At 71.9% G+C, this 24,819-nt stretch carries 24 protein-coding genes and 1 pseudogene; 14 read left to right on the top strand and 11 right to left on the bottom strand.

Features of this window, described 5'->3' with window-relative positions; all coding sequences use genetic code 11:
* The first annotated feature begins 111 nt into the window (after positions 1-111).
* The 4 genes from KBX34_RS23350 to KBX34_RS23335 all read left to right on the top strand — a co-directional run bounded on the left by KBX34_RS23350 (position 112) and on the right by KBX34_RS23335 (position 4,255).
* Entirely contained in the window at positions 112-921 is an 810-nt protein-coding gene (locus tag KBX34_RS23350; RefSeq protein ID WP_088949437.1) for an SAM-dependent methyltransferase, read from the top strand.
* Between the two features lie 79 nt (positions 922-1,000).
* The gene (locus tag KBX34_RS23345) at positions 1,001-2,659 is read left to right on the top strand and encodes a bifunctional diguanylate cyclase/phosphodiesterase (protein ID WP_210926937.1); all 1,659 of its coding nucleotides are present in this window, start codon (positions 1,001-1,003) and stop codon (positions 2,657-2,659) included.
* A gap of 333 nt (positions 2,660-2,992) precedes the next feature.
* Complete coding sequence (locus tag KBX34_RS23340) at positions 2,993-3,577, top strand: TetR/AcrR family transcriptional regulator (RefSeq protein ID WP_210926930.1); 585 nt, start codon at positions 2,993-2,995, stop codon at positions 3,575-3,577.
* Between the two features lie 15 nt (positions 3,578-3,592).
* A complete protein-coding gene (locus KBX34_RS23335) occupies positions 3,593-4,255 on the top strand; it encodes a 1-acyl-sn-glycerol-3-phosphate acyltransferase (protein WP_210794949.1) in 663 nt (220 codons plus the stop codon).
* Positions 4,256-4,269: 14 nt separating this feature from the next.
* Here the strand turns inward: KBX34_RS23335 and KBX34_RS23330 are convergent, their stop codons facing one another.
* The 3 genes from KBX34_RS23330 to KBX34_RS23320 form a co-directional block, all read right to left on the bottom strand.
* A complete protein-coding gene (locus KBX34_RS23330; protein ID WP_210926928.1) occupies positions 4,270-5,394 on the bottom strand; it encodes a glycosyltransferase family 4 protein in 1,125 nt (374 codons plus the stop codon).
* Entirely contained in the window at positions 5,391-6,650 is a 1,260-nt protein-coding gene (locus tag KBX34_RS23325; RefSeq protein WP_088949441.1) for a M48 family metallopeptidase, read from the bottom strand. The genes KBX34_RS23330 and KBX34_RS23325 overlap by 4 nt, the downstream gene beginning before the upstream one ends.
* A 102-nt stretch (positions 6,651-6,752) precedes the next feature.
* Complete coding sequence (locus tag KBX34_RS23320; protein ID WP_099856110.1) at positions 6,753-6,971, bottom strand: hypothetical protein; 219 nt, start codon at positions 6,969-6,971, stop codon at positions 6,753-6,755.
* 255 nt (positions 6,972-7,226) lie between these two features.
* On the opposite strand from KBX34_RS23320, the gene KBX34_RS23315 reads away from it, so the two are divergent.
* Positions 7,227-7,727, top strand: coding sequence for a hypothetical protein (locus KBX34_RS23315; protein WP_210926926.1), 501 nt, complete (start codon positions 7,227-7,229; stop codon positions 7,725-7,727).
* Here the strand turns inward: KBX34_RS23315 and KBX34_RS23310 are convergent.
* Positions 7,713-8,480 carry a DinB family protein gene (locus KBX34_RS23310; RefSeq protein ID WP_210926924.1) on the bottom strand — a complete coding sequence of 256 codons (768 nt, stop codon included), beginning with the start codon at positions 8,478-8,480 and terminating at the stop codon, positions 7,713-7,715. The two genes, KBX34_RS23315 and KBX34_RS23310, sit on opposite strands and share 15 nt — an antisense overlap.
* Positions 8,481-8,575: 95 nt before the next feature.
* Positions 8,576-9,910: an NYN domain-containing protein gene (locus KBX34_RS23305; protein WP_374223719.1), complete on the bottom strand. Its 1,335-nt coding sequence runs from the start codon at positions 9,908-9,910 to the stop codon at positions 8,576-8,578.
* A 304-nt stretch (positions 9,911-10,214) separates the two neighbouring features.
* Here KBX34_RS23305 and KBX34_RS23300 point away from each other — a divergent pair, with 304 nt between their 5' ends.
* The 5 genes from KBX34_RS23300 to KBX34_RS23280 all read left to right on the top strand — a co-directional run bounded on the left by KBX34_RS23300 (position 10,215) and on the right by KBX34_RS23280 (position 15,720).
* Positions 10,215-11,969: a DEDD exonuclease domain-containing protein gene (locus KBX34_RS23300; RefSeq protein ID WP_210926920.1), complete on the top strand. Its 1,755-nt coding sequence runs from the start codon at positions 10,215-10,217 to the stop codon at positions 11,967-11,969.
* 128 nt (positions 11,970-12,097) lie between these two features.
* On the top strand, positions 12,098-13,891 hold the full coding sequence (locus KBX34_RS23295; RefSeq protein ID WP_088951918.1) for a bifunctional (p)ppGpp synthetase/guanosine-3',5'-bis(diphosphate) 3'-pyrophosphohydrolase: 1,794 nt from the start codon (positions 12,098-12,100) through the stop codon (positions 13,889-13,891).
* Positions 13,892-13,944: 53 nt separating this feature from the next.
* The gene (locus KBX34_RS23290) at positions 13,945-14,487 is read left to right on the top strand and encodes an NUDIX hydrolase (RefSeq protein WP_088949447.1); all 543 of its coding nucleotides are present in this window, start codon (positions 13,945-13,947) and stop codon (positions 14,485-14,487) included.
* Positions 14,484-15,353 (top strand): sugar phosphate nucleotidyltransferase, encoded by an 870-nt coding sequence (locus KBX34_RS23285; RefSeq protein ID WP_210926918.1) that lies wholly within the window; start codon positions 14,484-14,486, stop codon positions 15,351-15,353. The genes KBX34_RS23290 and KBX34_RS23285 overlap by 4 nt, the downstream gene beginning before the upstream one ends.
* Positions 15,354-15,432: 79 nt before the next feature.
* A complete protein-coding gene (locus KBX34_RS23280; RefSeq protein WP_088949449.1) occupies positions 15,433-15,720 on the top strand; it encodes an Lrp/AsnC family transcriptional regulator in 288 nt (95 codons plus the stop codon).
* 59 nt (positions 15,721-15,779) lie between these two features.
* On the opposite strand, the gene KBX34_RS23275 is transcribed toward KBX34_RS23280, so the two are convergent.
* The 5 genes from KBX34_RS23275 to KBX34_RS23255 form a co-directional block, all read right to left on the bottom strand.
* Entirely contained in the window at positions 15,780-16,469 is a 690-nt protein-coding gene (locus KBX34_RS23275) for a DUF4142 domain-containing protein (RefSeq protein WP_088949450.1), read from the bottom strand.
* Between the two features lie 192 nt (positions 16,470-16,661).
* Positions 16,662-18,293, bottom strand: a complete 1,632-nt coding sequence (locus KBX34_RS23270; RefSeq protein ID WP_210794960.1) for a ubiquinol-cytochrome c reductase cytochrome b subunit — start codon at positions 18,291-18,293, stop codon at positions 16,662-16,664.
* Complete coding sequence (locus KBX34_RS23265) at positions 18,290-19,378, bottom strand: ubiquinol-cytochrome c reductase iron-sulfur subunit (RefSeq protein WP_210794961.1); 1,089 nt, start codon at positions 19,376-19,378, stop codon at positions 18,290-18,292. The genes KBX34_RS23270 and KBX34_RS23265 overlap by 4 nt, the downstream gene beginning before the upstream one ends.
* A gap of 64 nt (positions 19,379-19,442) precedes the next feature.
* Positions 19,443-20,279, bottom strand: a complete 837-nt coding sequence (locus KBX34_RS23260; RefSeq protein WP_088949453.1) for a cytochrome c — start codon at positions 20,277-20,279, stop codon at positions 19,443-19,445.
* Positions 20,280-20,349: 70 nt separating this feature from the next.
* Positions 20,350-20,949, bottom strand: a complete 600-nt coding sequence (locus KBX34_RS23255) for a heme-copper oxidase subunit III (RefSeq protein ID WP_088949454.1) — start codon at positions 20,947-20,949, stop codon at positions 20,350-20,352.
* 108 nt (positions 20,950-21,057) lie between these two features.
* Here KBX34_RS23255 and KBX34_RS23250 point away from each other — a divergent pair.
* From KBX34_RS23250 to KBX34_RS23235, 4 genes and pseudogenes are all read left to right on the top strand, one after another.
* Positions 21,058-21,986, top strand: a pseudogene (locus KBX34_RS23250) (cytochrome c oxidase assembly protein).
* Positions 21,987-22,248: 262 nt separating this feature from the next.
* The gene (locus tag KBX34_RS23245; RefSeq protein WP_088949455.1) at positions 22,249-22,644 is read left to right on the top strand and encodes a hypothetical protein; all 396 of its coding nucleotides are present in this window, start codon (positions 22,249-22,251) and stop codon (positions 22,642-22,644) included.
* Positions 22,645-22,733: 89 nt separating this feature from the next.
* The gene (trpD, locus tag KBX34_RS23240) at positions 22,734-23,792 is read left to right on the top strand and encodes an anthranilate phosphoribosyltransferase (protein WP_099856130.1); all 1,059 of its coding nucleotides are present in this window, start codon (positions 22,734-22,736) and stop codon (positions 23,790-23,792) included.
* Between the two features lie 261 nt (positions 23,793-24,053).
* Positions 24,054-24,263 (top strand): hypothetical protein, encoded by a 210-nt coding sequence (locus KBX34_RS23235; RefSeq protein WP_141910581.1) that lies wholly within the window; start codon positions 24,054-24,056, stop codon positions 24,261-24,263.
* A gap of 130 nt (positions 24,264-24,393) precedes the next feature.
* Here KBX34_RS23235 and KBX34_RS23230 read toward each other — a convergent pair whose 3' ends face one another.
* Complete coding sequence (locus KBX34_RS23230; RefSeq protein ID WP_088949458.1) at positions 24,394-24,819, bottom strand: cytochrome c oxidase subunit 4; 426 nt, start codon at positions 24,817-24,819, stop codon at positions 24,394-24,396.

Below are 24,819 nucleotides of genomic sequence, written 5' to 3'. Positions count from 1 at the left end.
CGACCGACGTCGGCGGGCAACCTCCGGCGCGCTATGGTCTGGCGTGCGTGGCGGGTGCACAATACCCGCGCGGGCGACGACGCTCGCGTTGCGGATTCGAGGGGTTGACGCATGCAGCGGCCGGACTGGGCACCCGACACCATCGACATCGAGCGCCCGAGCGTCGCGCGGATGTACGACTACTACCTCGGCGGCTCCCACAACTTCGCCGCTGACCGAGCCGCGGCGCAGGCGATGGTCGCGGCGGTGCCGGAGGCGCCGCTGATGGCCCAGGCCAACCGGGCATTCCTGCGCCGGGCCGTGCACCACCTCGCCGAGGCGGGGATCCGGCAGTTCCTGGACATCGGCTCGGGCATCCCGACCGTCGGCAACGTGCACGAGATCGCCCAGCGGCTCGACCCGCAGTCACGGGTGGTCTATGTGGACGTCGACCCGGTGGCCGTGGCGCACAGCCGCGAGATCCTCGCCGGCAACGAGCGGGCCGTGGTCGTCCAGGAGGACCTGCGGCGCCCGGAGGCGATCCTGGCCCACCCCGACGTCCGCAAGCTGCTCGACCTGAGCCAGCCGGTCGCCGTGATGGTCGTGGCCGTCCTGCACTTCGTCTCCGACGACGACCGACCGGCGGAGCTGCTGCGGACGCTGCGCGACGCGTTGGCCCCCGGCAGCTACCTCGTGCTGTCGCAGGCCAGCGACGACGGGCGCAGCGACGACGAACGCGCCGAGGCCGAGCGGGTCTACCGGCGTACCGACAACCCGCTGTGGGTGCGCAGCCGCGCCGAGTTGACCGAGTTGTTCGACGGGTTCGAGCTGCTCGACCCCGGCGTGGTCTGGGTGCCCGAGTGGCGACCGGACACCCCGGAGAGCGCGGAGGACGCCGAGCGCGCCGTCTTCATGGGCGGCGTCGGGCGACTCGGTGACTGAGCTGCCCGAGGTGGCCACCCACCCGGGCACGTTCGCGCGCGCCTGGGCCAAGGCGGTCTCCGGCACCAGCTACCTGCCGATGACCCAGGCCCAGCTGGAAACCCTGCTACACCGGCTCACCGGGCAACTGGCTGGCGCGTTGCTCACCGAGCCGTTCGACCTGCGTGCCGGGCACCGGGTCGGCGCCGAGCTGGTCGCCGCACACATCGCCTCCGCGGAGGGCCTCGGTCGTACCGTCGAGGTCATCCAGCTCCGCCTTGTGCGCGACCTGGGGTTGGTGGCCGAGGACGTCGAGGATCGGATGGCCCGGCTGCTCGCGGCGGTGGCGACCGGCTACGCCCGCGCGTTGCGGGACCGGACGCTCGACGAGCAGGAGTCGATCCGCCGGGCCGCGATGAGGGCCCGCACCCAGGCCGAGCGGGCGCTGCGGGCCAGCGAGGCCCGGTTCCGGCATCAGGCCACCCACGACCCCCTCACCGGCCTGCCCAACCGGACGCTGTTCACCGAGCGGCTCACCGCCGCGCTGAACGAGCCGGGCCGGGGCGCGGAGCGGGTCGGGGTGTGCTTCCTGGACCTGGACCGCTTCAAGGTCGTGAACGACACCCTGGGGCACCAGGTTGGCGACCATCTGCTGGTCACCGTGGCCGAGCGGTTGTGCAAGGCCATGGGTGAGCACCTGCTGGCCCGCCTGGGCGGGGACGAGTTCGTCATCCTGGTGGAGCGCAGCGGCGGCACCGACGACATGCTGGAGGTGGCCGAGACCGCCCTGGCCGCGGTGCGGGCACCGGCGCTGGTCGACGGGCACGAGCTGCAGATCTCGGCGAGCATCGGCATCGTCGAGCGCCAGGTGGCCGGGGCCAACCCCAGCGACCTGATGCGGGCCGCCGACAGCACGCTGCACTGGGCGAAGGCCGCTGGCGGGGCCCGCTGGGCTCTCTACGACGCCGAGCGCAACCAACGTGAACTGGCCCGGTACGCGCTCTCCGCCGCCATCCCGGCCGCCCTGGAACGCGGCGAGTTCTACCTCGACTACCAGCCGCTGACCTCACTGCGCGACGGCAGCCTGGTCGGCGTCGAGGCGCTGGTCCGTTGGCGGCACCCGGAACTGGGGGTGCTTCGACCGGACAGCTTCATCGGGTTGGCCGAGGAGACCGGCCTGATCGTGCAGCTGGGTGGGTGGGTGCTGGCCGAGGCGTGCCGCGAGGCGGAGGCCTGGTCGGCCGGTAGCGCCGCCGCGCCGTTCATCAGCGTCAACCTGGCGGTACGCCAGGTGCACCGGCCCGGGCTGGTGCAGGAGGTCCGCGCGTTGCTGCGGCAGACCGGCCTACCGCCGGAGCGGCTGCAACTGGAGATCACCGAGAGCACGATGATGAGCACCGCCGAGGAGCCGGTACGCGCCCTGCGGGTCCTGGCCGACCTCGGAGTGCGGATCGCCATCGACGACTTCGGCACCGGCTACAGCAACCTGGCGTACCTGCGGGACCTGCCGGTGACCGAACTGAAGGTGGCCGGGGAGTTCGTGGCCGGCCTGCGGTCGCCGTCGGTCGGCCGCACCGACGAGCGGATCCTCGCCTCGCTGGTCTCGCTGGCGCACGCGCTGGACCTGACCGTCACTGCTGAGGGCGTGGAAACCGCCGGGCAGGCTGAGCGACTGCGGGCGATCGGCTGCGACGCCGCCCAGGGCTGGCACTTCGGCCGCCCGGCCCCCGCCGATCGCATCCTGGCCCGCATCCGCTGAACCTCGGGCCGCGGCGGCCGGGCATGATCCACTCGTCTTCCATGATGGCGGGGTATCCCCGGCGTCAGGACACCCCGACTTTTTGAAACCGGGGTGGATCACGTGAGGGAGTGATCGAGGATCCCCGTCCGGTATCTCCATCGAGCCTGATGCCTGTGAGTCATCAAGATGACGCACAGGCATCACGCTGACTCCCACGTCCCGGCAGCCCACGACACACCGCCCGATGATGACTGAGCAGGCCCCACCGACGAGCCCAGGGAACAGCGCGCGCCACCGACACGCCCCGCGCCCCGAGTAGACAGCGTCTACGGTTGCTGGTAGACACTGTCTATGGACGGGGACGAGAAGGGGCTACGGTCGCGGTTGGTCGCCGTCGGGGTGGACCTGGTGCTCAGCGAGGGCCAGTCGGCCGTGTCACTGCGGGAGATCGCCCGCCGCGCCGGGGTTTCACACGGCGCCCCGCGCCGCTACTTCCCCACCCACGTCGACCTGCTCTCCGCCATCGCCCGGGAGGGCTTCGCCGACCTCACCGCCCGCGTCGAGGAGACGATGCGCGACGTCGACCCGGACCCGCGTACCCGATTGACCGCGCTGGCCCGGACGTACCTGGACTTCGCGGCGGCGCATCGCGGCATGTTCGAGCTGATGTTCCGTCACGACCTGCTGGACAGCGGTCGGCTGCGGCTGCGCGAGACGAGCCTGCCGCTGTTCGACGTGCTCGCCGACCTGGTGGCCCAGGTACGCCGGCCGACCGACGCCCCCGCGCCGGTGCTCGCCGGTGCGCTCTGGGCCAACCTGCACGGCATCGCCCAGCTCTGGGCCTGGGGCAGCCTGCCGCTGGCCACCGGCGCCACCGAGGACGACACCCTGCTGCGCGCCACGCTCGACGCCCATCTCGGCCCGAACCCCACCTGAGAACCCGGAGAACACGTGCCCCTGCTGTACGACCTCACCAAGCTGACCGTCGGCACCACGCTGCGGCTGGGCTGGCGGCCCCGCGTGGAAGGGCTGGAGCATCTGCCCCAGCACGGCGGCGCGATCCTCGCCGGCAACCACCTGTCCGTGGCCGACGAGTTGTTCCTCGTCACCGCGGCGCCCCGACACGTGACCTTCTGGGCCAAGGCCGAGTATTTCACCGGCCGAGGTCCGGGCGGCTGGCTCAACCGGCGCATCGTCGCCGGCATGGGTGCCATCCGGGTCGACCGCGCCGACGGCCGAGCCGCCCTGCGCGCCCTCGACGCCGCCGTACCGGTGCTGCGCGCCGGCGGCCTGGTCGCCGTCTACCCGGAGGGCACCCGCTCGCCGGACGGACGGCTCTACCGGGGCCGCGTCGGGATGACCCGCCTGGCCCGCGACGCCGAGGTGCCGATCATCCCGGTCGGCGTGACCGGCACCGCCGAGGTGCTGCCGGTCGACGCGCGGCTGCCCCGCCGGCACCCCGTCACCCTGCGGTTCGGCCCGCCGATCCCGGTCGCCGAACGGATCAACGGCCCACGCGACATCCGGACGGTCACCGACGAGGTCATGGCGGCGATCCAGAAGCTCACCGGCCAGGAGTACGTGCCTCGCTACGCACCGACCCGGGAGAGCTGAGCACGGCGCTGCGGTCAGCCGGCGAGCAACGCCGCCATCCGGTCCGCCTGCGCCTCCCAGCGCCACTCCCGCTCCACCCACGCCCGGCCGGCAGCACCCAGTTGGCGAGCCAGGTCCCGGTCGGCGAGAAGCCGGGCGACCCGGTCGGCGAGCTGCGCGACGTCCCGACCGCGGACGACGTAGCCGGTCTCCCCCTCACGGACCGCATCCGGTGCGCCCCCGGAGTCGCCGGCCACCACCGGCAGGCCGGTCGCGGAGGCCTCCAGGTAGACGATGCCCAACCCCTCCACGTCGAGACCGCGGTTGCGGGTGCGGCAGGGCATCGCGTAGACGTCGCCCGCCGCGTAGTGCGCCGGCAACTCGGCGGACGGCACCGAGCCGGTGAACACGACGTCCCGTTCCACACCGATCTGCCGGGCCAGCTTCTCCAGGGTGGCCCGGTACGGCCCGCCGCCGACGATCAGCAGCGCCGCCTCGGGCACCCGGCGACGGATCTCCGGCAGTGCCCGGATCAGCATGTCCTGACCCTTGCGCGGCACCAGCCGGGACACGCAGACCACCACCGGCCGGTCGGTCAGCCCGAGCCGGGCCCGGACCTGCTCACCGTCCACTGTCGGGTGGTAGGTGTCCACGTCGACCCCGGGCGCCAAGCGGCGGAGGTCGGTCACCCCGTCCAGCACACGGGCCAACCGGCTGCGGGTGTACTCGCCGAGGTAGGTGGTGACGTCGACGCCCCGGCCGATGCGCCGCAGCGCCGGCCGGGCCGCCGGCAGCGCCGCCCAACCGACCTCGTGGCCGTGGGTCTGCGCCACCACCCGGCGTACGCCGGCCCGCCGCCGCAGACCGGCGGCGAGCAACCCCAACGGCGCTGCCGCACCGAACCACACCGTGTCGCAGTCGTACGCGCGAGCCAGCCGCGCCGCCCTGCGGGCGATCAACGGGGTGGGCAACAGCACCCGGGTGCGCTCCCGGATCACCTCGAACGGCTGGTCGGCGTCGAACTTCGCGGCACCGCGCCAGCTCGACGCGTACACGACCACCGAGCCGGCCGGTTGACGCACCGCGAGGTTGTGCACGAAGGACTGGATCCCGCCCGGGCGGGGCGGGAAGTCGTTGGTGATCAGCAGTGTGCGGCTCATCGGCCAGACTCCCGGGCGTACGCGCGGGCGGCGGCGATCCGCTCCACGGTGGACGGATGCGAGGCCGAGTAGAGGTATTCCCAGCGCGGCGGATCGGGGTCGCCGAGGTTGACCGAGCCGAGCCGGCGCTGCATCGACTCGAAGGCCTCCGGGTCGCGGGTGAGCGCGAGCGCATGGGCGTCGGCTCGTGCCTCCACCCGCCGCGACATCAGTGCCTGGACCGGCGCGGCGACCAGCCCGGCCACCGTGACGAGGGCCAGCAGCAGCGGGAACGCGCTCGGTTGGGCGACCGAGTCGACACCGGCCAGCCGTAGCAGCGGCCCCCACGAGCCGAGCAGGTAGAGCGCCACCACTGCGGCGGCGGCACCCAACGCCCCGGTCAGCGTGCCGGCCGCCACGTCGGAGTCCTTGGCGTGCCCCAACTCGTGCGCCACCACGGCTGTCACCTCGGCCGGGGTCGCCTCGGTCAGCAACGTGTCGTAGACGACGACCCGCCGCGTCGGGCCGAGACCGGAGACGTACGCGTTGACCGCCTTGGTGCGCCGGGAGGCATCGGCGACCAGCACGTCGCGCACCGGCACCCCGTCGCGGGCCGCCATGCTCATCAGCTCGGTGCGCAACTGGCCCTGCTCCATCGGGGTGAACCGGTTGAACACAGGCTCGACCAGCACCGGCAGCACGAACGACAGCAGCACCACCAGCAGCGCCGCACCACCCGCGCCGAACGCCCACCACCAGCGCGGCGCGAGCCGGATGACCGCGTAGAAGCCGAACAGCGCCACCGCGCCGATCACCGCGCTGACCGCGTACGACTTGAGCAGGTCGACCGCCCAGCCGCTCCAACCGTTGGTGCTCAACCCGTAGCGGGTGAGCACGCTCTGACGCCAGGCGGCGAACGGGAGCGTGACGAGGTCGGCGACGAGGACCACAGCCAGCCCACCGAGCACGGCCTGCGCGGCCCAGTGCCCGCCGAAGGGCCGAGCCACCAGCTCGATCAGACGGCTGCCCAGCGGGGTGAGCCCGAGCGCCAGGGCGACCAACAGCCCGACGGCGAGCGCGGTGTAGCCGCCGGGGCGCAGCGCGGCCCGGAACTCCCGCCCCTTGGCCACCTGCTCCGCCGGCAGGTCACCCAACGCGGCGAGCTGGTCGGCGCGGGGTGCCGGAGGTCGGTGCCACGGAATGAGCAGCGCGGCGAGCACGACCAACGCGACGGTCAAGCCGGCCAGGGTCAGCAACGCCCACCCGCGCGGGGTCACCGCGTCACCACCCGTCGTACCCCGCTCATCGCGCCGCTCCTCCCGCCGTGACCGCTCATCCTATGGCCCGCGGAAAGCGCGCTCCCGGGCGCGGTCTCGCGCTCAGGCGACCCGGCGGGTGGCGCGGCGGTGAGCGATCCCGGGCCGCGCGGGCGCGGCCAGCACCTCCACGTCGAAGCCGGCTCGGGCGAGCACCTCGATGGCCTCGACCTCGGCGGCGACCAGCCCGGCCGCCGGGGACGTCTCGTCGAACAGGGCGGTCAGCGGACAGCCTGAGCAGCCGTCGGCCCGCTTCGCGCACCCGTCGCAGTCGATGAGCATCACGCCTCCTGATCGGCTCGCGGCGCAGGGCCGGCGCCCTGTCGTCGCCGACCGAGCACCGTCGGTCACATTGACGCTAACCACCGGGTACGACAGAAACCAGTTCCGACCGACCGTTTGGGGTGAGATCGACTCCAGCTCCGCGAAACCGGGCCATCCCGACCCGCCGGAACACCCGACATCAGGAAACTCGTGTCGATCGCCCGACGGGAGGGACATCGTTTGGCCGACCGGCCACTCGGGCACAGGACAGTGGTGACCAGCCTCGATGCCTCGCCCGTCGTGGAATTCCACTACTCGTCGCGCCGACATCGCATCGCCAAGCTCCTCGCTGTGCTGGGCGCCGCTGCCCTCGTCGCCGTGTACGCGGCGCTGTTCGATGAGCCGTGGTGGCAGGTGCTGCTGCGGTTCGGCGCGATCGGCGTCGGCGTCGCGTTGACCACCGCCTGGCAGCTGCGCCGTCAGCCTCGGCTGCCGCTGCGGTTGACCGACGAAGCGCTGGAACTGACCGGACCGCACGGCAGCAAGCTCCGCATCGACTGGGCCAACCTGGCGCGCGCTCAGGTCCGTGGCCGCCTGGAACCCCGACTGGTGGTCACGCCACTCGATCCGCAGCAGACCCGGCCGCCGATGCGGCCCGGCCAGTGGTCGACCCCCGGACGCGGCCCGTACGAGTTGGTCGCCCGGCTCGCCTGGATGACGCCCGGCCCCGACGTGCTGCGCCGTGAGCTGGCCCGGCGGCTACCGACCACCTGACCCGGTGGCCGGGCGGGACTGCGCGTTCGCCGCCTCGCCCTGCGCGTCGAGGTCACGCAGGGCGAAGCGGAGGTGCTGCCACTCCTCGTCGAAGATCACGTGAAGGCAGTGCAGGACGGACACCTGCTGCTCGGGCCACCAGGCGGCCGGCCGGGTCTCGGCGAGCAGGTCCGGCGTGACGGCCGCGAGAAAGTCGCGCACCATCGCCTGCCGCTCGGCCCGCAGCTCCAGGGTCGCGGCGAACGTCGGTTGCTCGGCGGCGAAGATCGACATGCCGAAGCCCGCGGTCTCGTACTCAGCATCTGGCTGCCCGAGCGGGTGGAAGGGCTGCGGCAGGCGCAGGATCGCCTTGCCCAGCCAGGTGTCGGCGGCGAACGCGAGATGGCGCAGCGTCTGCGCGAACGACCACTCCCCGTCGATGGAGACGTCGACCGCACCCTCGGGCATGGACAGCGCCCGGTCGACCGCCGCCGCCCAGGCCCGTTCGAGTGCCGCCCACGCCACGCGCAGGCCGTCCGGATCCTTGGCCTGCCGGAGATCGCGCCCGGGGAACCGTCGGTTGAGCTCGGCCTCGACCAGCGGCGCGACATCGACGCCGTTGACCAGGAGCGTGCCCTCGGCCAGCCAGGGCGCGTCGATGTCCAGAGCATTCACGTCGACGCCGCGCATCACCGCACCGGCCAGCGTCGACCGGCTGAACCGGGCACCCCGCAGGTCACTGTCGACGAAGACCCTGACGTTGTCCTGGGTCATGGCGAATCCCCTCCCGTCGGCGACAGCAACGACGCTAACGCTCGGGTACGACAGCCGGGCTGGCGACGACACGGTGCGGCGGGGCCACGCGTCTCTCAGGAGCGGGCGAGCCGCCGCAGCAGCGAGTCGGCGCCCAGCGGGTAGGCGCCGTGCCGGCGTACCCCGTCGGCGACCTCGCGGTCGGAGGAGACCACCACCACGGGGCGACCCGCCGGCTCGGCACGGACCAGCCGCCGGATCAGCTCGTCGGCGGTCTCGCCCTTGCGGGAGAAGAGCACCCGGACGCCGCGCGGCGCGGGCGGCAACCCGTGCATCCGCTCGGCGCCGTCGAAGACGACGGTGATCTCGTCGCCGGTCTGCGCGGCGATCCCGCCGAGCCCGGTGATGAGGCGTTTGCGCTGCTGCTCCAGGGACATGTCACCGAAGCCGCGCTTGGTGACGTTGTAGCCGTCCACCACGAGGTGCGCCCGGGGCAGGGCGAGAAGCTGGTCGAGCCGGGCCGGGTCGTCGGTGTCGCGGGCGCGTGCGGCGGGGCTGGCCGGGGCGGTGCCCGGTTGCTCGGCGAACGCGTCGGCCACGAAGTCGGCGGGGAGTTTGTCCACCGGGTCGAGGGCCAGCTCCCGGCGTAGGCCGACGGCGGCCTGACCGATGGTCTCCAGCAGCAGCCAGAGCCGGGCGTCGTCGACCGAGCGGGACTCCTTGGCGCTCGCGCGGGCCACTCCGGCGGCGGCCTCCGCCTCGGCCAGCCGGGCCCGGGCGCGGCGCAGCTCGGCGTCCACGTCGGCGCTGGCCCGCGCGGCCCGGCCGCGTTCGGTGGCCAGCAGTTCGGTGGCCTTGCGCTCGCGGGCCTGGGTCTCCCGCAGGGTACGGGCGACCTGCCGGGACTCCTCGCGGAGCTGACCCAGCTCCTCACGGACGCGGGCCAGCTCGTCGCGCAGCTTCTCCGCCTCGACCCGGGCCACCGCCCGGTCGTGCTCGGCGCGGGTGGCCCGTTGCTCGGCCTCCCGGACCAGCTCGGCGACGACAGCGCTGTCCGCCTCGGCGCGAACGGCGGCGCCGCTGGCGTCGATCAGCTCCCGCCAGCCGCGCGGCCTGGCCAGGTAGGCCAGCGCGGCGACCTCGACCGGGTCGGCGGCGGCGGGCGCGGTGCCCTCGACGACGGCGGCCCCGAGGTCACCGGCGTCGGCCAGGACGCGGGCGGTGACCCGCTGCCGGAACAGCGGGTCGGCGGTGAGCTGGGCGGCGATGACCGGCGCGCCGAGCCGGGCCCGCCGGTTGGGGGCGAACTTGGCCACCCGGCGCAGCGGCACGGGCACCTCGTCGGCGGGCAGCGTGGGCAGGACGGCGGCGGTCAGCGTGACGATCCGCTGCCGGACCGGTTCGGGCAGGGTCGGCTCCGGCTCCGGCAGGGCCGGCTCTGAATCGGACACGGCCGGCTCCGACTCGGCCGACTCCGGCTCGGTGCCCGGGCCGTCGCCTGCCGCCGTGGGGTCGGATGCCCCGGATGTCTCGCTGACTACGTTGTCGTCCGGGTTGCTGACGGCCCCGTCGAGCGCGACCAGATCCTCCTGTGGGAGGTGGTCGTCGTGCGGCTCGGCGAGGGGCATGTGGCAAGTCTCCCACCGCGACCGGGCCCACCGCCCGGTGAGTGAGCCGATCTCTCATCCTAGCCCCATGGTGACTGGTGGGACGGCTGCGACGGGAGTGTCGGACCGAGGCGCTAGCGTGCCGCCGATGGCACAGGCGGAGTACGTCCAGGAGTCGCTGGCCGGTCTCGACCCGGCGGTGGGCGGGGTGGACCCGGCGCTGCCGCTCTACGCGACCACCTTCGTGGTGGTCGACCTGGAGACGACCGGCGGCGCGCCGGACGGCGGCGGCATCACCGAGATCGGCGCGGTCAAGGTGCGCGGTGGTGAGCAGTTGGGTGTGCTCGCCACCCTGGTCAACCCGGGGCAGCCGATCCCGCCCTTCATCACCGTGCTCACCGGCATCACCCAGGCGATGCTGCTGCCGGCGCCGCCGATCGAGCAGGTGCTGCCGAGCTTCCTGGAGTTCATCGCCGACGCGGTGCTGGTGGCCCACAACGCCCCGTACGACGTGGGCTTCCTCAAGGCCGCCTGCGCGAAGCACGGCTACCGCTGGCCCAATCCCCGCGTGCTGGACACGGCGGCGCTCGCCCGTCGGGTGCTGACCCGCGACGAAGTGCCCAACCGCAAGCTCGGCACCCTGGCCGCCTACTTCCGCACCACCACCCAGCCCACCCACCGGGCGCTCGACGACGCGAAGGCGACAGTCGACGTGCTGCACGGGCTGATCGGTCGGCTCGGCGGGCACCGGGTGGACACGGTCGGCGACGCCATCGAGTTCGCCCGGGCGGTCACGCCGACCCAGCGCCGCAAACGGCACCTGGCCGAGGGGCTGCCCAAGGTCCCCGGGGTCTACATCTTCCGGGCCGCCGACAACCGCCCGCTCTACGTGGGCACCTCCGTCGACATCGCCACCCGGGTGCGCAGCTACTTCACCGCCGGGGAGAAGCGCGCCAGGATCTCCGAGATGCTGGCGGCGGCCGAGCGGGTCGAGGCGGTGGAGTGCGCCCACTCGCTGGAGGCGGAGGTCCGCGAGCTGCGGTTGATCGCCGCGCACGCCCCGCCGTACAACCGACGGTCGAAATACCCGGAGCGCATGCTCTGGCTCAAGCTGACCGACGGTCCGTACCCTCGGCTGTCGATCGTGCGCGACCTCTCCCCCACCGACACCGCGTACCTCGGGCCGTTCACCTCCCGGCGGGCCGCGGAGCTGGCCGCCGCCGGTTTCCACGACGCGGTGCCGCTGCGTCAGTGCACGCACCGGCTCTCGCTGCGCACCATCACGCCGGCCTGCGCGCTGGCCGAGCTGGGTCGCTGCCCGGCACCCTGCGAGCACAAGATCACCCCCGAGGAGTACGACCACCAGGCCGCCGCGCCCTTCCGCACCGCCACCGCCAGCGACCCGCAGCCGGTGGTGGACGCGCTGCTCGCCCGGATCGACGTGCTCTCCCGCGACCAGCGCTACGAGGAGGCGGCGGTAATGCGGTCCCGGCTGGCCGCGGTGCTGCGGGCCACAGTGCGGATGCAGCGGCTGGCCGCGCTGACCGGCATCGTCGAGCTGGCCGCGGCACGGCCGGCCGCCCGGGGCGGCTGGGAGTTGGCGCTGGTGCGGCACGGCCGGCTGGCCGGGGCGGGGGTGTCCCCGCCGGGTGTGCACCCACGGCCCACCCTGACCACCATCCGGGCGACCGCCGAGACGGTCTCGGGCGGGCACGGCCCGGTGCCTGCGGCCACCGCCGAGGAGTCCGAGCGGATTCTGTCCTGGTTGGAACGACCGGAGACCCGGCTGGTGGAGATGTCCTCCGGTTGGTCCTCCCCGGCCGGTGGTGCGGGGCGGTTCCGTGACCTGCTGGCGAAGGCCGAGAACGGCGCGTCCCATCAACTCTCGACCGAACGCTCATGACCAACTGACCGATCGGACTACGTCGACTCGCTTAGGCTGTTAGAGAAGTGCAGTCCTGCCCGATTCGTGGGCCTGCTCCCCGCCGCCGGGTTTCGGCGATGCGGAGCCGGGGTGAGGAGGTGTCCCTCGTGGACGTCGACGCCGGACACGGCGCCGCCCTGGGGGGCGCCCTGCCGACACAGCCGGGTGAGCTGCCGCTCGCCCGCCGGCTGCGGTCGTTGCTCAGTTGGCCGACCACCGACTCCGACCCGGTCACCCAGTTGGTGCGCACCCACCGGGGCATCCACGCCGGCACCGACCCCGCAGTGCTGCGACGGGCGTACACGATCGCGGAGAACATGCACCGCGGGCAGTTCCGCAAGAGCGGGGAACCGTACATCACCCATCCCCTCGCGGTGGCGCAGATCTGCGCCGAGCTGGGGATGGACACCACCACCCTGGTCGCGGCGCTGCTGCACGACACCGTGGAGGACACCCGCTACACCCTCCAGGCGCTCTCCGAGGATTTCGGCGGCGAGGTGGCCCACCTGGTCGACGGGGTGACCAAGTTCGACAAGGCGTTCTACGGCAAGGCCGCCGAGGCGGAGACGATCCGCAAGATGATCGTCGCGGCCGCCAAGGACGTCCGGGTGCTCATCATCAAGCTGGCCGACCGGCTGCACAACATGCGCACCCTCGGGGTGCGCTCGGCCTCTTCCCGGGAACGGATCGCCCGCAAGACCCAGGAGGTGCTGGTCCCGCTCTGTGACCGGCTGGGCATCCAGACCCTCAAGCGCGAACTGGACGACGTGGTGCTGCTGCACCTGGAGCCCGACGAGCACGCCCGGCTGGCCCGGCACGTGCACGACCGGCCGGGGTGGGACGCGTACCTCGACTCGGTGGTCACCCGGGCCAAGGTGGCGCTCAAGCGCAGCCGGGTCGACGCCGAGGTGAGCCCTCGTCCCCGGCACCTCTACTCGATCTGGAAAGACACAATCGCCGGCGAGCACACCGCCCCGTACGATCTGCCCCGCATCGTGGTGGTGGTCGACGGCCCGGCCACCGACTGTTACGCCGCGCTGGGCGCGATCCACGGCACCTGGCGGCCGATCCCCGGCCGTTTCAAGGACTTCATCGCCTCCCCCAAGAACAACCTCTACCGCTCGCTGCACACCAGCGTCTGCGGCCCGCAGGACCGCACTGTGGAGGTGCTGATCCGCACGGAGGAGATGCACCGCTCGGCCGAGTACGGCATCGCCGCCGACTTCCGCTTCCCCCGTTCGGGGGCCAGCAGCGCCGCGGCGCGCGCCGAGCAGTTGGACTGGCTGCGCCGGGTGCTCGACTGGGAGCCGGGTGCGGCCGATCCGGCGCAGTTCCTCGAGTCGCTGCGGTGCGACCTCGCCGAGGGCCAGATCCAGGTCTTCGCCGAGGGGCGGCAGATCGTGCTGCCGGCCAGCGCGACGCCCGTCGACCTCGCGTACGAGCTGGGCAACGAGCGGGGCGACCACTGCCTCGCCGCACGGATCAACGGTCGGCTCGCCCCGCTGAGTTCGGAGCTGGACGAGGGCGACGTGGTGGAGATCTTCACCGAGAACGACGGCGACAACGGTTTCGAGGCCGGTGTCGCGCCGCGCGGCCCCCGCCGGGAGTGGCTGAGCTTCGTCAAGTCACCGCACGCGCAGATGCAGATCAACCGGTGGTTCGCCGAGCACACCGAGCCGGGCATCACGATCAGCGACAAGGTCCGGCTCGGGCGGGCCACCATCGGGCTGACCCTGCGTCAGCACAATCGTGGCCTCGCCAGCGACCTGCCACTGCTGCGCCTCTCCGAGGAGCTGGGCTATCCCGACCTGGAGACCCTGCTGGTCGCGGTCTTCGACCGGGTGATCGAACCAGACACCGTCGTACGCCAGCTCATCGACCTGGTCGACCACCGGCAGTGACCGGGCCGGCCCCGGCGCGTCCGAATGACATTCGTGACCACTAGCCTGGAGTCATGATCCCCCGCTCCCGCGCCACCGGTCGGGCCATCTTCTACCAGGCCTTCTACCGGCTGCCGCTGCCGGTGCGTCGGCGCCTGGTCCGGCTGGCCGTGCCCAAGTACATCGTCGGCGCGGTCACCCTGGTCCGCGACAGCGAGGCGACGGGCGCGGGCCGTCTGCTGATGCTGCGCCAGCCGCCCGGCCGGGGCTGGTCACTCCCTGCGGGCCTGCTGGACCGTGGCGAGCCCCCGGTGGTGGGAGCGGCCCGCGAGCTGTTCGAGGAGTCCGGCATCCGGCTCCCCCCGTCCCGGTTGCGCCCGGCGGTGCCGAACGCGATCGTGCACGCCAAGGGCTGGGTGGACATGGTCTTCGAGACGGAGGTCCCGGCGTCCACCACCGAGCTGGCGGTCGACGGCGCGGAGGTCTTCGAGGCCGCCTGGCACCCGCTGGACGACCTGCCCAAGCTGAGCTGGGCCACGGCCCGGCTGCTCGCCTACTACGACATCGGGCCGCTGGCCGGGCAGTTCCCGCCACCGGTTCCCGACAACCTGCCATGACCGGCGCGGCTGGCGTGCCGGCGGAGCTGTGCGCGGTGGTGCTCGCCGCCGGCGAGGGCACCCGGCTGCGCCCGCTCACCGAACGGGTCCCCAAGGCGCTCTGCCCGGTGGGCAACGTGCCACTGCTGGACCTCGCGCTGGCCCGGCTGGCCGGGCTCGGTCTGACCGGTCCCGCCCGGGTCGCGGTGAACGCCTGCTACCTCGGTGACCAGGTGGTCGCCCACGTCGGCGAGCGCGCGCACCTGTCCGTCGAGCCGGGTGACCCGCTGGGCACGGCGGGCGGGGTGGCCCGTCTGCGGGACTGGATCGACGGGCGGCCGGTGCTGGTCGGCAACGCCGACGCGTACCTCGCCGATCCGGCGGCTGCGCCCGGCCCGGACGTGGCGGCCATGCTCGACGGGTGGGACGGGCACACCGTACGCCTGCTGGGTCAGCCCGCAGCGGACCCGGCGGCGCCGGGCACCTTCGCCGGGCACTGCTTCACCGGGTTCTCGCTGCTGCCCTGGCGGCTGGTCCGCGACCTGCCGGTCGTCGTCTCCGACCTGGTCCGAGCGGTGTGGCGCCCCGCCGAGGCGGCGGGCGCCCTGGAGGTGGTGCCCTTCCCGGGCACGTTCTACGACACCGGCACCCCGGCCGACTACCTGGCGGCCAACCTGCATGCCGCGGCCGGTGGCGTCCTCGTCGACCCGTCGGCCACGGTGACCGGTCACTGCGTGGAGTCGGTGGTCGGCGCGGGCGCCCGGGTCGGCGGCGACGTCCGCCGGGCAGTGGTCTGGCCGGGCGCGACAGTGCGCGACGGCGAGCGGCTGCACGACGCGATCCGGGTCGGGGACGACCTGACCGTGCCCTGCGCCGCGCACGGCTGAGGCCCGACGGCTCCCGCCTCCAGTTTCCGACCGAAACATCTAGCATGGGCGACGACGCCGACGAACGGAGAGATGTCCCGTGATCACCGCGATCGTGCTGATCGACTGCGCCACCGATGCGATTCCCGAGGTGGCGGAGACCCTGGCCAACCTCCCCGGCGTCAGCGAGGTCTACTCGGTCGCCGGGCACGTCGACCTCATCGCCATCGTCCGCGTCCGCGAGTTCGACCAGATCGCCCAGGTCATCGCGGGCAGCATCTCCAAGGTGCCGGGCGTGCTCAACACCGAGTCGCACATCGCGTTCCGGGCATACTCGCAGACCGACCTGGAAGAAGCGTTCGCGATCGGGCTGGCCAGCGCCGACTGACCCGCACGCACGGCGGCCGGTCCACCGCGCGGGTGGACCGGCCGTCTGCTGTCGCTACGTCAGCTCTCGCTGGGAGCCGGCGTTTCGGTGGTGCCGCCGCCCGGAACCGGGGACTCGGTGTTGCCACCCGGAGCCGGCGACTCGGTGCCGGTGCCGCCCGGAGCCGGCGACTCAGTGCCGGTGCCGCCCGGGCTGGGCGTACCGCTGGCGCTGGTCTGCGGAACCGGGATGCCCAACTTGTTGGCGAGCTGCACCAGCTCGTCGTAGTGCGCCTGCAACGTCGGCAGAGCCGTCTGCGCCAACTGGACCACCGACTGCTCGGAGCCCTGCGAGATCTCCGTCTGGGTGGCCTGGATGGCCTGGACGTGACCGGCCAGCTCACTGGTCACCCAGAGCCGGTCGAACTCCGCACCGCTGGCGTTGTTCAGCTTGTCGATGACCGCCTGCTGATCGGCGCTGGGCTCGTTCGGCAGTTCCACCCCGAGCTGGGACGCGGTCTGCTGCACCGTCTGGTCCAGCTGGGTGTGGTCGGTCTTCAGCATCGCACCCAGGTCCTTGACCCCCTGGTCCTGACCCTTCTGCTGAGCCAGGTCACCGGCGGTGATCTCGAACAGGTTGACCTGGTGAACCGCCTGCAGGTACTGGGTGTCCTGCGTTGACGGCTGTGCCGCGGCCTGCGCGGCCGCCGCCGGCGCGACACCGACGAGTACAAGCGCGGCCAACAGGCCGAGGCGTTTGATACCCAACATGCTTCCCCCCCTTGAGACGTTGGACCGCACGGATACCCGGCTCACCGGGGTTATTCCTGCGATCGCCCGTCGCGCGGGGTCTACCGGTCCCGTCGTGGCCGTCCGACTCCGCCTCGCCTGGGCGGCGGGTACGGATACGACGTGGCGCCCGCCGGAATCCGGCGGGCGCCACGTAACGGTGCGATCGGGCGATCAGCGGCGGCTCTCTCCGCTGCCGATCTCCTCGCGCTCGGGCCGCGCCTCGACCGGCGGGTGCCCCGGCGAGACCGGCGCCTCGACCGGCTTCTCGATCGGGTAGAAGAAGCCCCGGATGGCCGGCCCGAGGGCGCCCAGCCGGTTCATCTTCTTCGGCACGACCCAGCCGACGTACTCCAGCTGACCGTGACCGTCCGCGTGCCCGTTCGACGCGCTGAGCGGCTGGTGCACCTCGACGAACCGACCGTCCGGCAGGCGCCGGATGATGCCGGTCTCGACGCCGTGCGCGAGAACCTCCCGGTCGTGCTGCTGCAGACCGAGGCAGAGCCGGTAGGTGATGTAGTACGCGATCGGCGGGAGCACCAGCAGACCGATCCGGCCAGCCCAGGTCATCGCGTTCAGGCTGATCTGGAACTTGTCGGCGATCACGTCGTTGGCGCCCGAGAGCGTCAGAACGATGTAGAACGCGACGGCCATGGCGCCGACGGCGGTCCGGGCCGGAGCGTCACGGGGACGCTGGAGCAGGTTGTGGCTCTTGCGGTCCTTGAGGTGCCGTGCTTCCAGGAACGGGTACATCGTCGACAGGCCCACCAGGATGCCGGGCAGCACGACAGTCGGCCAGAACAGCGGCGGGATGACGTACCCGTCGCCGAGCGGGATGTTGATTTCCCAGGCCGGCATGAGTCGGGTCGACCCGTCCAGGAACATGACGTACCAGTCGGGCTGGCTGGCGGCTGAGACCACCCACGCCTCGTACGGGCCGAACAGCCAGATCGGGTTGATCTGGAACAGACCGCCCATCAGCGCGATGACGCCGAAGACGACCATGAAGAAGCCGCCCTGCTTCAGCGCGTACCGCGGGAACATCCGCTCGCCGACCACGTTGTTGTTGGTCCGGCCGGGGCCGGGCCACTGGGTGTGCTTCTGCTTGAAGACCAGGCCCAGGTGGACGCTGATCAGCGCGACCAGCAGACCCGGGATGAGCAGCACGTGGGCGATGAAGAACCGGCTGATGATGATCGTGCCCGGGAACTCACCGCCGAAGATCGACGAGGTGAGCCAGGAGCCGATCACCGGGATGGACAGCATGATCGCTGAGGCGATCCGCAGGCCGGTGCCGGACAGGCCGTCGTCCGGCAGCGAGTAGCCGGTGAAGCCGGCCAGGAAGCCGACCCAGAACAGCAGCGAACCGATGATCCAGTTGGTCTCGCGCGGCTTGCGGAAGGCGCCGGTGAAGAACACCCGCAGCATGTGCACGACGATCGCGGCCATGAACAGCAGCGCCGCCCAGTGGTGCATCTGCCGCATCACCAGGCCACCGCGGACGTCGAACGAGATGTCCAGGCTGGAGGCGTACGCGGCGGACATCGGCGTGCCCTGCAACGGCGCGTAGCTGCCGTCGTAGACCACCTCGGTCATCGCCGGCTCGAAGAAGAAGGTGAGGAACACACCGGTCAGCAGCAGCACGACGAACGAGAACAGCGCGATCTCGCCGAGCAGGAAGGACCAGTGGTCCGGGAAGACCTTGTTCAGCAGCTTGCGCAGCGGGGTGGCCACCGCGAAGCGGTCGTCAACTCCCACCGCGGCCTTGCCCGGCGTCGCCGCTAGGTCAATCTTTCGACGCTTCATGGCCGCTCCCAGAAGTCAGGCCCGACGGTCTCGGTGTAGTCGGACTTCGCCACGAAGAAGCCCTCGGAGTCCACCTCGATCGGCAACTGCGGCAGCCGCCGGCTGGCAGGGCCGAAGATGGGCTTGGCGTTGTCGGTGATCAGGAACTGGGACTGGTGGCACGGGCAGAGCAGCCGGTTGGTCTGCTGCTCGTACAGGCTGGCCGGGCAGCCGGCGTGCGTGCAGATCTTGGAGAACGCCGCGTAGTTGCCCCACATGTAGTCGCCGTGGCCGATCTTCTCGTTGGCCCGACGCGACTCCTGCGCGTCGGAGTCGCGGAGGTGGATCAGCAGTGTCGGCGAGTCGGCGTGTCGGTTGCTCACGCCGTGGTCGATGCCGGGGAAGACGGTCAGCTGGCCACCGGCGCTGATGTCGGCAGGGCGGACCGGGCGGCCGTCCTCGCGGACCAGGCGGATCCGCTCGCCGCCCTCGGCGGTGGCGAACCCGGTGGTGAACATCTGGTTGTTCTTGTGCGGCTGTGAGATCAGACCACCGACCAGCGGCGCGGCGATGACCGCGCCGACCGGCGCGAGACCGGCCAGCAGCGAGATGCCGAGCAGGGGGCGACGCTTCACGCCCAGCTCGTCCGCCATGTAGAGCATGGTCTGGCCGGTGATGGTGCGGCCTTCGGAGTCCACCTGGCCCTCGTGCCGGTCCTGGATCGAGACCTCCTTGGGCAGCAACTTCTTGCCCCAGGTCAGGATGCCGAAGCCGACGGCGAGCAGCGCGATGCCGAGGGTGAAACCGAGCAGCGGGGTGTAGAACTTGTCGCCGCCCCGGCCCGGCTCGTACTGCCACGGCCACGCGATGTAGATGACCATGAAGGCGGTCGCGGCCAGACCGGTGAGCAGGAAGAAGCCGGCGACCACCCGGGTCAGCCGACGCTCCGCCTTGGTGCCGGGCAGCACCTGCGGCTCGTAGTGGACGATCTCGATGTCGTCCCGACGCGCGCCCTCACGAACGATGTCGAACCGGGTCAGCTTGGGGTCGTTGACGTCGAGCGGCTCCCGGCCCTGCGGGGTCGAGTGCTCGGTGGGGGTGCTCATGCCGTCACCTCGCTACGGGTGGCGCCGAGCGGCACCACTGCGCTGATGGGGAGTATCCGCTCGGTCACGACTTGCCCGCAATCCACAGGCTGGCGAAGACGAGCGCCACGATGCCGACCAGGAAGATCGCCAGGCCCTCGGTCGAGGGGCCGTACCGCCCGAGGTTGAAGCCGCCCGGGTCCTGGTCGTGCTTCAGCGTCTCCTGGATGTAGGCGATGATGTCGGCCTTCTGCTCCGGCCGAAGCTGGTTGTCGCCGAACACCGGCATGTTCTGCGGGCCGCTCAGCATCGCCGCGTAGATCTGGCGGTCGGTCGCGGGGTGCAGGCTCGGGGCGAACTTGCCCGAGGAGAGCGCACCGCCGCCACCACCGAACGCGTGGCACTGCGAGCAGTTGATCCGGAACAGCTCACCGCCGGACGCGATGTTGCCGTCCTCGCCGAGGTCGTCGCCCTCGGGCACGACCGGGCCGCCGCCCAGCTCCTGAATGTACTGGGCCAGCTGACGGGTCTGCTCGTCGGTGAAGACCGGGGGCTTGCGGTGAGCCTGGGCCTCCTGGCGGGCCATCGGCATCCGCCCGGAGCTGACCTGGAACTCGACCGAGGCCTCGCCGACGCCGATCAGGCTCGGCCCGCGGCCCTCGACACCCTGGGCGTTGCGACCGTGGCAGGTCACACAGCTCACGTCGAACAGCGCCTTGCCCTCGGCGGCGGCGCCGGTCAGCTGCGGGTTGTCCTGCGCCTGGGCACCCGGGGCGAAGACGGTGTAGGCGCCGCCGGCGAGCATCAGCGCGGCGATCAGCCGGACCGCGGCGCCCAGCCGGCGGCGGCCCCTGCTGCGCGCGGCGGGCCGCTCGCGCAACCGCGCGAGCAGACCGCGTCGGCGGTCGTTGTCAGAAGTCATGAGCGGTGTCCTTAACCGGTTGGACCTGTCTCAGGGGACGGAGCAGCAGCGCGGAATGTGACGCGCAAGATCACTGAAGCCAGTAGATCATGGCGTACAGCCCGATCCACACGACGTCGACGAAGTGCCAGTAGTACGACACGACGATCGCCGAGGTCGCCTGCGCCGGGGTGAACCGGCCCATGGTCGTACGGACCATGAAGATGATGAAGGCGATCAGACCGCCGGTCACGTGCAGGCCGTGGAAGCCGGTGGTCAGGTAGAACACCGACCCGTAACCGTCTCCGTTGATCTTGATGCCGTCGGCGACCAGGTGCCGGTACTCGTTCAGCTGGCCGAGCACGAAGATCAGGCCCATCACGAAGGTGATGGTGAACCAGCGCCGAAGCGCGTGCACGTCACCCTTCTCCGCCGCGAAGACGCCGAGCTGGCACGTCACGGAGGACAGCACCAGGATCACCGTGAAGGTGGTCGCGTACGGGATGTTCAGCGCTTCGGTGTGCTTCTCCCACTGCTCCGGCGCAGCTGCGCGGATGGAGAAGTACATCGCGAACAACGCCGCGAAGAACATGAGTTCGCTGGAGAGCCACACGATCGTCCCGACGCTGACCATGTTCGGTCGGGTCAGAGAGTGGATCCGGCTCTTGTCAATGGCTGGGGCCGCAGTCACGCCGTCATTATTGCCCCTGACCGGGGGCGGCGATCAGCGGGGTGGCAAACCTGCGCCTTCCGTGGCCCCACCGTCAGGGTCCGGTTCGCCTGGCCTAGCCTGAAAAGCGTGCTGCACGTCGATCCGATCCTCGCCGCCACCTCGGCCCCGCCGCCGTTCACCGTCGGCACGGTGCTGACCGAGACCCGGCTGGACAGCTGGCTGGCCCTCGGCCTGGTGCTCGCCGCCGGCCTGTACCTCTACGGGGTGTACCGGCTGCGCCTGCGGGGCGACCGCTGGCCGATCGCCCGTACCGTGTTCTTCATCGGCCCCGGCCTGGGCGGCATCGCGCTGGTCACGGTCAGCGGACTGCACGCGTACGACACCGCGCTGCTGTCCGTGCACATGATCCAGCACATGGTGCTGTCCATGGTGGCGCCGATCTTCCTGGCGCTGGGCGCGCCGATGACCCTGGCCCTGCGCACCCTGCCGGTCGGGCCGCGCAAGCGCCTGCTGGCGATCGTGCACAGCCGTGTCGCCCGGGTCTACAGCTTCCCGCTGGTGGCGTTCGCCATCTTCGTGGTCAACCCGTTCGTGCTGTACTTCAGTGATCTGTACCGCTTCACCCTCGAACACGCCTGGGCGCACGAGCTGGTGCACGCGCACTTCATCATGACCGGCTGCGTGTTCTTCTGGCCGCTGCTCGGGCTCGACCCGCTGCCCGGCCGCTGGCCGTACCCGGCGCGCGCGCTGCTGATGCTGCTCTCCGTGCCGTTCCACACCGTGCTCGGCCTCACCATCATGCAGAGCACCACGCTCTTCGGCGGCGACTGGTACCCGTCGCTCAACCTCGCCTGGTCGGACCCCTGGGACGACCAGGTGGTCGCCGGCGGCATCCTCTGGGCGGGTGGTGAGTTCGTCAGTGTGACCATGCTCGCGGTGCTCGTCGTCCAGTGGGTCAAGCAGTCCGAACGCGAGGCCGTGCTGGACGCCGGGTCGACCGCGAGCTGGACCGCCAGGAGGCCCGCGAGCGCGCCGCCGACGCCGCGGCCACCTGAGCTGCCCGGACGGTACGCCCCGACGATCGGTGGCGGGCGGGATGTCGGCTACGTCACCCCGACCGGTACGATCGGCGGGCAGCTACGAGGTGGGAGTCAGTGCCGCAATGAGTGAGCGCAGCGAACGAATCATCAAGCGCAGTGCGATGGTGCCTCATGACGGCACTGCTCACAGTCCGGCTCCCGGCCGAGGCCGTATCGAGGCTATGGGATATCACGAAACGGCCGGTACCCGGACCGTTCGGCGAAGCGGAGTGCCGGCATGAGCGATCGTCTTTGCACCGTCCTGCTCTACAGCGACGACCCGAAGGTCCGTGATCGGATGCGGATGGCCGTCGGCACCCGGCCCGCGCCCGGTCTGCAGATCGAGTTCGTCGACGCCTCGACCTACGCGGAGACCATCCGACTGGTCGACGACTACGAGATCGACCTTCTGGTGCTCGACGGTGAGGCGAGCCCGGGTGGCGGCATCGGCATCGCCCGGCAGATCAAGGACGACCGGGACGACGCCCCCCCGACCTGCCTGGTGATCGCCCGCGCCGCCGACCGATGGCTGGCCGCGTACGCCGAGGTCGACGCGACGCTGGTGCACCCGCTCGACCCGGTGACCACCGGCGGCACGGTGGCCGAGCTGCTGCGGACGCACGCACCCGCCTGACGTCCCACGCTCCTCCGGCACCGCCACGGCGCCGGACACTCGGCGCTGGTTCCAGCCCACCCGCACTTCGCACGCTCGGGAGGCCCGTCATGGGCGATCGGACCTGGCCGCACCTGCTCAACTCGCTGCTGCGCGGCGACGAGCTGTCCACCGCCGACACCGCCTGGGCGATGGGCGAGATCATGGCCGGCTCGGCGGGTGCCGCGCAGGTCGCCGGCTTCGCTGTGGCGTTGCGGGCCAAGGGTGAGACGTCCGCCGAGTTGGCCGGGCTGGTGGAGACGATGCTGAGCCGGGCGGTCCCGGTGGACCTCCCCGACGAGCTGCGTTCCACCGCGCTGGACGTGGTGGGCACCGGCGGTGACCTCGCCCACACGGTCAACATCTCCACGATGGCCGCCCTCGTGGTGGCGGGTGCCGGCGTCCGGGTGGTCAAGCACGGCAACCGGGCCGCGTCGTCCTCCTGCGGCACCGCCGACCTGTTGGAGTTCATGGGTGTCCCACTCGACCTCGATCCGGACGCGATCGTCCGCTGCGTCACCGAGGCCGGCATCGGGTTCTGCTTCGCGGCCCGGTTCCACCCGGGGATGCGGCACACCGGCCCGGTTCGACGGGAGCTGGGCGTGCCGACCGTCTTCAACTTCCTCGGCCCGCTTACCAACCCGGCCCGGCCCCGCGCGGGCGCCGTGGGCTGCTTCGACCTGCGGATGGCCCCGGTGATGGCCGGTGTGTTCGCCGACCGTGGTGACTCCGTCCTGGTGATGCGCGGCGAGGACGGGCTGGACGAGTTCACCACCGCCGCGCCGACCCGCGTCTGGGCGGCCCAGGGCGGCACCGTACGCGAGGCCGTGCTGGACGCGACGGACCTGGGTGTACCCAGGTCCACCCTCGCGGACCTGCGGGGCGGTGACGCCGCGTACAACGCGGATGTGGCCCGTCGCCTGCTGGCTGGCGAGACGGGCCCGGTCCGGGACGCGGTGCTGGTCAACGCCGCGGCGGCGCTGGCCACCCAGGGCCCGCTCGACGGCGACCTGACCGAGGCGCTGCGCGCCGGCCTGGACCGCGCGGCCGAGTCGATCGACTCCGGTGCGGCCGCCGTGACCCTCGACCGCTGGATCGCCACCGCGACCGCCACTGCCACCGTGGCCTGACCTCGGCGTCGCCGCTCGGCGGCGAGGGCCTTGATCGACTCGGGTTCCTTGAAACCGCGGCGTCCGAGCCGTCCCGACACCCCGATGCCAATGATGTCGAGTGGATCACCTTGGCGGCACCAGCGGCCGGGGGTCCCAGCGACGGGCCACGGGAGATTTGTCGGACCCGCGTGGGAAACTACAGGCGAGTAGTTATCCGATTCCGTCCGTGCGCCGCTGTCGCGTTCGGGGGCGGGTCGCCCGGTTCGAGAGGAGACGCCCGTGTCGCACCGCGAGCTGTACTGCGACGTCTGTGAGGGCGTGGCACCGTTCGAGGTGCCGCCCTGCGTCGACGGTCACGGCGCCGACTGTCCTGAGCTCATCTGCACCGGCTGCGGTGCCGCCGTGGTGCTGGTCACCGCGATCGCCGTTCCGGTCACCCAGCTGGCCGGCCGTCGACGCCGCCAGCCCACCCGCCGCCACGCTGCCTGACCCACGGCGCCGCCTGACCCGCAGCGCCGCCTGACCCGCAGCGCCATCCGGCCTCCCGCACGACGAAGGCCCGCTCCCACTCGGGGAACGGGCCTTCGTCACGCAGGTCGGTCGCGAGCGACCGGGTGGATCAGTGCTCGGCGGTGCGCCGGGTGCCGCTGTAGTACTCGAACAGCAGCCCGCAGGCGGAGAAGACGACAGCCACCAGACCGGCGCCGATCAGCCAGTACTGCCAGAACACCATGCCGAGCGCGGCGATCGCGGCGGCCAGTGCCAGGCCGAACGGCCAGTAGCTGCCCGGGCTGAAGAAGCCGACCTCGCCGGCGCCGTCAGCGATCTCGGCGTCCGGGCGGTCCTCCGGGCGCAGGTCGATACGCCGGGAGACGAACCAGAAGAAGCCACCGCACATCGTGCAGAGCAGGAACGACAGCAGCAGGGCCACGGTGCCGACCCACTCGATGCCACCGGACGCGCCGTTGGTCCAGGCGCCGTAGAGGATGGTGGCGCCGAGCAGGAACGCGGCAATGATCAGGAAGATACGCCACTCGGTCTTCAT

Source organism: Micromonospora sp. M61 (assembly GCF_018070245.1).
Classification (GTDB): domain Bacteria; phylum Actinomycetota; class Actinomycetes; order Mycobacteriales; family Micromonosporaceae; genus Micromonospora; species Micromonospora zamorensis.
Note: the sequence above shows the minus strand (reverse complement) of the source record. Positions and strands in the feature narration are given on the sequence as shown.